Source organism: Petrachloros mirabilis (genome assembly GCF_975968855.1).
The window spans coordinates 1-4082 of the sequence record NZ_CDLUDY010000179.1 but is presented as its reverse complement, the minus strand read 5'-3'; the positions used below and the strand labels follow the sequence as shown (position 1 = coordinate 4082).

General features: G+C 54.4%; 5 protein-coding genes. 4 read left to right on the top strand and 1 reads right to left on the bottom strand.

The features are described from left to right. From ACWVCN_RS07355 to ACWVCN_RS07345, 3 genes are all read left to right on the top strand, one after another. Positions 1 to 327 (top strand): Sir2 family NAD-dependent protein deacetylase (locus tag ACWVCN_RS07355; RefSeq protein WP_455244914.1); only part of this gene is annotated, 327 nt, incomplete at its 5' end. Between the two features lie 81 nt (positions 328 to 408). Further along, complete coding sequence (locus tag ACWVCN_RS07350) at positions 409 to 1296, top strand: carbon-nitrogen hydrolase family protein (RefSeq protein ID WP_455244913.1); 888 nt, start codon at positions 409 to 411, stop codon at positions 1294 to 1296. Beyond that, the gene (locus ACWVCN_RS07345) at positions 1293 to 1988 is read left to right on the top strand and encodes a GNAT family N-acetyltransferase (RefSeq protein WP_455244912.1); all 696 of its coding nucleotides are present in this window, start codon (positions 1293 to 1295) and stop codon (positions 1986 to 1988) included. The genes ACWVCN_RS07350 and ACWVCN_RS07345 overlap by 4 nt, the downstream gene beginning before the upstream one ends. Positions 1989 to 2038: 50 nt before the next feature. Here ACWVCN_RS07345 and ACWVCN_RS07340 read toward each other — a convergent pair whose 3' ends face one another. Then, positions 2039 to 2770, bottom strand: coding sequence for an HAD-IA family hydrolase (locus ACWVCN_RS07340; protein WP_455244911.1), 732 nt, complete (start codon positions 2768 to 2770; stop codon positions 2039 to 2041). Between the two features lie 142 nt (positions 2771 to 2912). Here ACWVCN_RS07340 and ACWVCN_RS07335 point away from each other — a divergent pair, with 142 nt between their 5' ends. Continuing rightward, positions 2913 to 4079: a response regulator gene (locus tag ACWVCN_RS07335; protein ID WP_455244910.1), complete on the top strand. Its 1167-nt coding sequence runs from the start codon at positions 2913 to 2915 to the stop codon at positions 4077 to 4079. The last annotated feature ends 3 nt before the right edge of the window (positions 4080 to 4082 follow it).

Sequence of the window (4082 nt, the reverse complement as noted above, 5' to 3'; positions counted from 1 at the left end):
CTGGTGCCCCACTATCGTGATGTCCCCCTCTCTCTGCTTCCCTACTGCCAAGCCTGCGAGGGGCTACTTCGCCCTCACGTCGTATGGTTTGGAGAGTCCCTGGACCAACAAATTCTCAACGCAAGTTTCGATGCCGCCGAGTCCAGCGACGTGATACTCATCGTGGGAACATCAGGCCTCGTCTATCCCGCTGCGATGCTGATGCCCGCAGCGAAATCCAACGGAGCCTTCGTCATAGAAGTCAATCTGGATCCCACCCCTTACTCCTCCGGCGCCGATCTCTCCTTCCAAGGTCGTGCCAGCGAATTCATTCCCTTGTTGCTCTAACAGGAAACCGACTGCAGTCAAGGTTCTTGCGCATCATTCTCCCCCCTGCTATAGAGTGGCAAGAAAGGATCCATCGCGAACATGGAACGACTTCGTATTGCATCGCTTCAATATTTCGTCAGACCGGTACAGACCTTCGAGCAATTTCGAGATCAGGTACAGGCGCTTGTCGAAACAGCCGCCGATTACAAGGCCCAGCTTTTAGTGTTCCCAGAGTACTTCACAATCCAGCTCCTTACGCTGGGCAATGTAAAACGACCGATTCAAGAACAGGTAAGGGATTTAGCACAGCAAGCGGACCGGTTCCGAACCTTGATGGGAGACCTTGCCAAGCAGCACGGCCTTTACATCGTTGCCGGAACGATCCCGGTTATGGAAAGCGGGTCGGATCGTGTCTATAACGAGTGCTGTTTCTTTTCCCCGAGCGGAAGATACGGTGTGCAGGGGAAGCTCCACATGACACGCTTCGAAAAGGAGGAATGGAAAGTCTCTCCGCGCGAGAAATTCCGCGTCTTCGACACGACGTTCGGACGCATCGCCGTCACAATCTGTTACGACGTCGAGTTTCCGGAAATTGCGAGAGCGGCCGGGCGCGAGGGGGCCCATATCCTGGTCGTTCCAAGTTGCACCGATGAACGGCAGGGATTCCTCCGGGTGCGATACTGCGCGCAGGCGCGTGCCGTCGAAAATCAGATGTACGTGGTGCAGGCCTCGACCGTCGGTTCGCTTCCGATGGTTCCGGCAGTCAGCCTCAACTACGGCCAAGCGTCGATTTTGACTCCAAGCGACTTTGCATTTTCGCGGGACGGAATTCTTGCGGAAGGCATTCCCAACCAGGAGAGCATGGTGATCGGCGACGTGAATTTGACCACGATCCTCCAAGGGCGATCACACGGAACAGTCCTGCCGTTGCTCGACAGCCACAACAGCTCGGATATCGTCAAAAACACGGAAATCGTCTCTCTATGAAGAAACCGCCACCCGATGTCATCGTCCGCAATACAAGACCCGACGATTTTCCCGCCATCATTGAACTGTCGAAAGCTGTCTACTCTTTCCCACCTTACTGGACCGAAAAGCAATTGGGCTCTCACCTCGAAATCTTTCCTGAAGGACAATTCGTCGCCATCGACCCGACATCGGGAACACTCGTCGGTATGGCGGCAAGCCTGATCATCAGATGGGACGATTACGACTTAAACGGGTCCTGGAAAGACTTTACCGACCATGGCATGTTTACCAACCATGATCCGATTCACGGTCGAACGCTTTATGGCGGGGAGATCATGGTTTCACCGGCCGTCCAACGACGCGGAGTCGGCTCAGCCATCTATGCCACCAGGCGTCGGCTAGTGGAGGAGTTGAAACTTCCTCGGTTACGGGCGGGCGCTAGATTGCGGGGATACTATCGGTATGCAGACCACATGAGCCCGGAAGAGTATACGATCAAGGTCGTACGGGGCGAAATCTCGGGAATGACATTAGCCTTTCAACTCAAACACGGATTTCGTGTGCTCGCGGTGGTCTCGGATTATCTGCCGGGTGATCCGGAAAGCCTTGGCCATGTGGCCGTTATCGAATGGATCAACGAACAGGCGGCAACTCCTTCGGATTACGGTCCTCGCGATTCGAAGTTTGATCCCCCTTTGGCTCATCAATAATAAGGTAACCGGTTCAGCCGCGATTCGCTGATTCCATCCCCGTCATGTCGTTACTCCTTGGCTTGCAATAACGCCGGCAACTCTGACAATGAAGCGATCTGCATCACTCCACGGGGAAGCGGCTGAATCCCGCGTGAGGTACGATCGAGGAGAACCGCCCGCAGCCCCGCCTTCGTTGCACCTTCCACGTCGTCCCGCACGCTGTCTCCGACATGCAACGCCTCATCTGGATCGACGGCATGTTTCTCCAGAGCAACCTGAAAGATCTTCGGCGAAGGTTTCGCGGCCTGGGCCAGGCTCGAGATCGTCACCGTGTCGAACAGGTCCGAGAGTCCCAGCCCGCGCATGACGGTAAACAGACGTGAGTCAAAGTTGGAGATAATCCCCAATTCAATCCCTTGTTCCCGCAGAGCGGAGAGGCTCGACGCTGTGTCAGGAAAGAGCTTCCAGACTTCGGGATCTTCGAAGACGGAAAAGACCCGTTCAAAAAATTCATCGAAGCGGTCGAACATCCCAACGCGATAGAAGACGTTGTGGACGACGTCAAACCACCAGAGCCGTTCACTCTGTTTGATGTACGCCGGTTCCGTTGCCGCAAAGACCGGAGGCGGTGCATCCAAGAAGGCCCGGCGGAACGCCTGCCTGATTGCCCCCAATGAATCCGGCGTCTTCTGGAAGCCAAACTGCACGGCGTGCTGCAGATAAATCTCCGCGACTGATCCATTGACGTGAAAGAGGGTATCGGCGGCATCGAAAAACACGACTCGAATAGGTTGACTCATATGATCCTTGTTTCACCTGCACCGATGTTTGGAACCGTGGAGAACTACTCAAGCTAAGTCACGCATCTACAAGCCATTTTCTTGACAAAGGGTACCCCCCTTGATAGCTTCGAACCAGCTTTATAATAAGGGAGATTTTCTCGTGGCTTCTACTATTTTTGTCATCGATAGCAGCCCCGCCGTCCGACGCATGGTCGAGCAGATTTCCACACCCGAAGGCTACGATGTCGTCGGCTTTCAGGACGGCCCGGCCGCTCTTGATGCGGCCCGCAAGGTGAGCCCCGATCTGATTATTACCGACTACCACCTCCATAACATGACCTTCTCAGGCTTCTGCAAAGAAGTCTCTAAACTGGATAACCTCGCCGACACCTATATTGTCGCCCTGACCGGTGCAACCGACAAACTCGATGAATCACATCTGAAATCCCTCGGAGTCAAAGCGCTGTTGAAGAAACCGTTTCAATCAGAGACCCTCCTGGACCTTCTTAAGAACCTTGATCATGTCGCTGCAACAGCGAAAAGCCGCAAGAAAAAGACACGGTCGTGGCCTCCAACATCGAGCGCAACTGATTCAGAAGATGACGAAGTGATAAACGAAATGACGGGCGAGGGGCAGGACGGAGAAGATCTGAAAATCACGATCCCGTATCCAGTGCAGACGCCCCCTCCCGTCAAGAAAGAGCCCACCATGACACCAACAGGACAACCGGCAACGGCAAAATCGGCATCAGCGGAACCGGAAGAAGCGATGAAGGGGTTGTTCGGACAGCTCCTGCAATCGATGACCGAGAAAACCGAAAAGAAAATTACCGAACTGCTTCCGACCATGGTTACCAAGGACCTGACAAGCCTTGTGGCACAGGCTGTCGAAAACGAAGTCCAACAACAAGTCGGCGCGGGGTTCTCCCAGGAACGGCTGGTTCAGGCCATCGAACCGGTTTTAACCAACGCCCTGCCAAAGATTCTAAAAAACGAGTTGTCGATGCTCGAGCCGATCATCCGGAGCAGTGTCCATGAAATCGCCAATCCGTTGATCAAGGAGTACGTCAGACAACTGGTCGACGAGCAGGCTGAAAAGGTGAAGGCCTCCCTGACAGATGTCCTGGAGGAACGCCTTGCGTCAGCACAACGACAGGTAGAAGAGAACGTCAACCACGAGGCGACTGCACGGATTGAAAAACTGGTCGAAGCAGCCGTCCGTACGACTGCAGAAGAACAGATTCAGCAAGCCGTTCAGCAATTGATACCGTCAATCGCGGAAACCCAGATCAAAGCCGAGATCGCCCGACTCTCAGAAGCAGCCTGACGG

Bases quoted from the DNA above. Each gene is read 5' to 3' on its own strand.
- ACWVCN_RS07350 (WP_455244913.1), top strand. From the start codon at position 409: ATGGAACGACTTCGTATTGCATCGCTTCAATATTTCGTCAGACCGGTA.
- ACWVCN_RS07345 (WP_455244912.1), top strand. From the start codon at position 1,293: ATGAAGAAACCGCCACCCGATGTCATCGTCCGCAATACAAGACCCGAC.
- ACWVCN_RS07340 (WP_455244911.1), bottom strand. From the start codon at position 2,770: ATGAGTCAACCTATTCGAGTCGTGTTTTTCGATGCCGCCGATACCCTC.